A 4,048-nucleotide genomic window follows, 5' to 3' on the forward strand; every position below is an offset into this window, starting at 1 on the left:
TACGGCATCGGCGTCTCGCGCGTGGTGGCCGCCGCCATCGAACAGAACCACGACGAGCGCGGTATTATCTGGCCCGATGCCATCGCCCCCTGGCAGGTGGCGATCCTGCCGCTGAACATGCACAAATCGCAGCGACTGCGCGATACTGCCGAACAGCTTTATAATGCATTACAAGCGGCCGGCATCGATGTACTGCTGGATGATCGCAAGGAACGCCCCGGCGTCATGTTCGCCGACATGGAATTGATCGGCATCCCCCATCGCATTGTCATCGGCGATCGCAGTCTGGACAAAGGGGTCGTGGAATACAAAACCCGCCGGGAAACCGACGCGCAGGAAATCCCGGTCGATGCGATCGTCGACCATATCAGGCAACAGCTGCAATAACCCGGGTGCCACGATGAAGCCGCTGGCAGAACATGCATCCTTCATGATTCGGGCCGCAACGTTATTCTTTTTCATTGGACTGTTTGCCGGCCCATCGCTGGGCGCGGACCCGGACAATGTCGATCCAAAGCTGCGCCAACTGCTGCAGGAAGCGGTCACCGACAACCACAGCTTCGACGATCGCTTCGATGCCGAGGTCTGGCTGGTGGACATGTCCCGTCGCCTCGAATCACGCGTCCCCGATATCCGCAAACGCCTCAATCTGCTCAAACAGATTCACTTTGAAGCCAAACGGGCCGGCCTCTGGCCCGAGCTGGTGCTGGCGGTCATCGAAGTTGAAAGTAACTTCAATCGCTTTGCCATCTCCAGTGCCGGCGCCATGGGCCTGATGCAGGTCATGCCCTTCTGGCTGGACGAAATCGGCCAGCCCGGCGACAACCTGTTCGACATCCGCACCAACCTGCGCATGGGCTGCACCATCCTCAAATATTATCTCGACAAGGAAGACGGCAACCTCACCCCCGCCCTGGCCCGCTACAACGGCAGCTACGGCAGCCACCGCTACACCACCAAAGTCTACACCGCCCTCGACAACCGCTGGCGGCGGTATTAATTACTCGGTTTACTGGGAATCAACGCGGAGTTCGCGGAGGCGCAGAGTCGCGGAGAAGAAGAATAAAACTGTGAGAGCAGCTTCAGCCACGACACGCTTGCTGACAGGCTTGTCACCGATCAAGGTCCCGCCCACATTTCATTTAATTAAAATCTTTTCCTCTGCGTCTCCGCGCCTCCGCGAACTCTGCGTTTTCTTCCAGATAATATAAAAAAGGCACGTCTTTGTTCTTTATTCAGTAGTGAAATGCGAAGGCGGCGGGGTGTCGACGGTTTCGCAGTCGACCTGGGCGACTTCGGCCATGGGCGAGCCTTGCCGGAGCCAGTCGCAGAGCTGGCGGACTTTGGGTTCTGAGCCGCAGGCGAGGACGTCGACCGAACCGTCGGACAGGTTACGGGCGTAGCCGGTCAGCCCCAGTCGCCGGGCTTCGTGACGAGTGCTGTCGCGGAAGAAGACGCCCTGCACCCGGCCTGTGACCCGACACTGACGACAAATATTCATGGCAATTCGATGCTGGCAGTTTGTCCGACCCGGTAACGCTGATCTTCCAGCGGGAAGCTGACGGCAACGGCATACCGTTGCGTACCCTCGACCGGTTCCAGACCAATACTTTTGATACGGCCGGTATGCCGGCGCCCCGCGACGTTCACCGAAGCCTCCTGCCCCACTTCAAGCGTGCGGGTCTGCGCTTCGGTCAATTCAGCGCGGGCCACCATGGAACTGGCGTCGGCCACGGTGACCAGGGTCACCGGTTGCAGATCATTGATCACTGTCTGACCCTGTCCGGCCGACACGCCGATCACCAGGGCATCAAACGGCGCGCGCACGGCGCTGTATTCCAGACTTAACCGGGCCTGCACCAGCGCCGCGCGGGCAGCGGCATAATCCGCTTCCGCCTGCTTGGCCTCGTTTAACGCCATCTGCAGTTCGTGATCCGACAATACGGTACGATCATAGAGTTCCTCGGCGCGCTCCTGCTCGCGGCGCGCTTCAGCCCGCACGGCCTTGAGACTCTCCAGCCGGCTACGGGCCTTGCTCACATCAGCCCTGAAACCCCGATCGTCCAGTTGCACCAGCACGGCACCGGCCCCTACCCGTTGCCCGGCCTGCGCTTTCACCTCACTGATGACCCCCTGTACCGGGGTGCCCAGTTCGACGCGTCGCTCCCATTCAAGCCGGGCGTCATACTCGGCCGCCGCAACGTGGCCGCTGAGCAGCGCTAACGCCGCCGCCACGAATTTAATTTGCCTGTTCATTGCTCTCTTCCTTTTGCGTCGTATTCTGCGAAGGCACAAAGGGGTTATCGACATCCAGCCGGCCCAGCAAGGCGTTCAGCCGGGCCCAGGCCAGTGCGGTCTCATAATCGCTTTCGGCGGCGTTACGTTCCGCTTCGGTATAGCGCACCATCGAATCGCCCAGATCCGCTCTGACTTCCAGCTCGTAAAGGGCGCGACTGCGATCCAGATAGAGTTCGCGATAACGCCTTTCGCTCTGCCGCTGTTCACGCCGGGCCTTGAGTGAATCCAGCTGCAACCACAGCTCCAGCACCTGCTGACGGACATCACGTTCCGCCCGCGTCAGCATCGCCCGGGTTTCGAACAGGCGGGCCTTTTCGCGCGCCACCCCGGCATCGGTACGGCTGCCATCGTACAACGGGATGGTCACTTGCAGTTCGGCACGAAAATCGTCGTAGCTGTTACGCTCCCTGGAATAGGCACCGGCCTGTAACTTGCCACGTACCGTCGGATTATCACCGGCGCGGGCACCTTCAACTCGGGCGTGCGCGGCCTCAAGCCGTTCACGCAACGATTTCACGACGGGGTTTTCCTGCAGGGCCAGCGCTTGCAGCTGTTCCACTTCCGGCAGCTCCCGTTCGATGTCCGGCAAGGCCGGGGGGACCACATTGCTGGGTAATTGGCCGGGGCGGTTCAGTGCCTGTGCCAGCCGTGCCCGGGTTTCACGCTGGCGATTCTGGGCCCGGGAACGCAGGTAACGGGAGCGCTGAAACACCGATTCCTGCTCCAGCAGTTCCAGATCGGAGATCTGCCTGAGCTCATGACGATCGCGCATTTTATCCAGCTCGACAAACTCGACAGCCATCTCCTCGTTATAGCGGTAGAACTGCAGGTCGGCCAGCACCACATCAAAATAGCGCTGCATAATTTCCAGACGCCGTTGCTGACGCGTGTTAACGCGCAGAAGTTTATTGCTGTCGAGTTGCCGGGCTGCGGCGGCGCTGGCCGAGCGGGTTCGGCCGAAATCGTAGAGCGTCTTGTCGACGTTCAGTAACAGGCGGTGATCATCGTTGCTTTGATCGAAGGCGTAATCGGGCGGTTCCACATGGGCCAGCGCGCCATCGACATAGATATCCAGATTGTCCCCGGCACGGGCACCCTGCAGCTCCGCCTCGGCGGCCCGGATGCGTGCCTCCGCGATTTGCAGATCGGGATGCGGTTCGTCGGCCAGCTCCAGTGCCTTGTCGAACGTCAGTGGCTCCGGCAATGGTTCGGGTTGTTCACCGCTCTGCTGTGCATAACCAGTTGCCATGCCCAACAGCAGCAGGCCGCACAGCCAGGCGAGCGGACGCAACGCAATTGCTCGATTCATGTCGTAAGATTATTCTTTTCGTTTTTCACGTTTGTAACGGGTAAACGACATATCCTTGTAGATCCCGTTCGCAACGTATTCACCCATCCACATAAACTCTTCCACGCCGGACGTCTTGCCGGTATGACGGTGCACCCGTTCACCTTCGAGATTATAAAAAGCAAAAACCGGCGTGGCCCGGACGCGATTTTCCCGGAACGCGAAATCCTTCTGCTTTTTCTGCTCGCCCTGCAGATTGGTAATCTGGACATCCCCTTCGATATCCACGGGGAAATTCAGAAAATGCTCGCGGTAGTATTCCTGTACCTTCGGACGGTTGAGCACATTTTCCTTCATATAGTGGCAAAAAGGACACTCGTCCATTTCAAAAAAGATGAGCACCCCCTTTTTCCCCTGCTCCCGGGCGTTTGCCAGTTCTTCCTGATAATCGCCCCAGGTTTC

The 4,048-nt window shown here is 59.3% G+C and carries 6 protein-coding genes; 2 read left to right on the forward strand and 4 right to left on the reverse strand.

Going from position 1 to position 4,048, the window contains the following annotated elements; genetic code table 11:
• Nucleotides 1–387, forward strand: a 387-nt coding sequence (locus RI563_RS12795; RefSeq protein ID WP_310694772.1) for a His/Gly/Thr/Pro-type tRNA ligase C-terminal domain-containing protein, incomplete at its 5' end; no start/stop codon positions are given.
• A 13-nt stretch (nucleotides 388–400) separates the two neighbouring features.
• Entirely contained in the window at nucleotides 401–1,000 is a 600-nt protein-coding gene (locus RI563_RS12800) for a lytic transglycosylase domain-containing protein (protein WP_310694773.1), read from the forward strand.
• A gap of 231 nt (nucleotides 1,001–1,231) precedes the next feature.
• Here RI563_RS12800 and yccX read toward each other — a convergent pair whose 3' ends face one another.
• The 4 genes from yccX to RI563_RS12820 form a co-directional block, all read right to left on the reverse strand.
• Entirely contained in the window at nucleotides 1,232–1,501 is a 270-nt protein-coding gene (gene yccX, locus RI563_RS12805) for an acylphosphatase (protein ID WP_310694774.1), read from the reverse strand.
• A complete protein-coding gene (locus RI563_RS12810) occupies nucleotides 1,498–2,256 on the reverse strand; it encodes an efflux RND transporter periplasmic adaptor subunit (RefSeq protein WP_310694775.1) in 759 nt (252 codons plus the stop codon). Before RI563_RS12810 ends, yccX begins: the two co-directional genes overlap by 4 nt.
• Entirely contained in the window at nucleotides 2,240–3,607 is a 1,368-nt protein-coding gene (locus tag RI563_RS12815; protein WP_310694776.1) for a TolC family protein, read from the reverse strand. Before RI563_RS12815 ends, RI563_RS12810 begins: the two co-directional genes overlap by 17 nt.
• A 9-nt stretch (nucleotides 3,608–3,616) precedes the next feature.
• On the reverse strand, nucleotides 3,617–4,048 hold a 432-nt coding region (locus RI563_RS12820), incomplete at its 5' end, for a thioredoxin family protein (protein ID WP_310694777.1).

It is taken from the genome of Thiohalophilus sp. (assembly GCF_031581315.1).
In the GTDB taxonomy this organism is placed as follows: domain Bacteria; phylum Pseudomonadota; class Gammaproteobacteria; order UBA6429; family Thiohalophilaceae; genus Thiohalophilus.

Coding starts and splice junctions, on each gene's coding strand:
- RI563_RS12800 (WP_310694773.1), top strand. CDS start 401: ATGAAGCCGCTGGCAGAACATGCATCCTTCATGATTCGGGCCGCAACG.
- RI563_RS12815 (WP_310694776.1), bottom strand. CDS start 3,607: ATGAATCGAGCAATTGCGTTGCGTCCGCTCGCCTGGCTGTGCGGCCTG.
- yccX (WP_310694774.1), bottom strand. CDS start 1,501: ATGAATATTTGTCGTCAGTGTCGGGTCACAGGCCGGGTGCAGGGCGTC.
- RI563_RS12810 (WP_310694775.1), bottom strand. CDS start 2,256: ATGAACAGGCAAATTAAATTCGTGGCGGCGGCGTTAGCGCTGCTCAGC.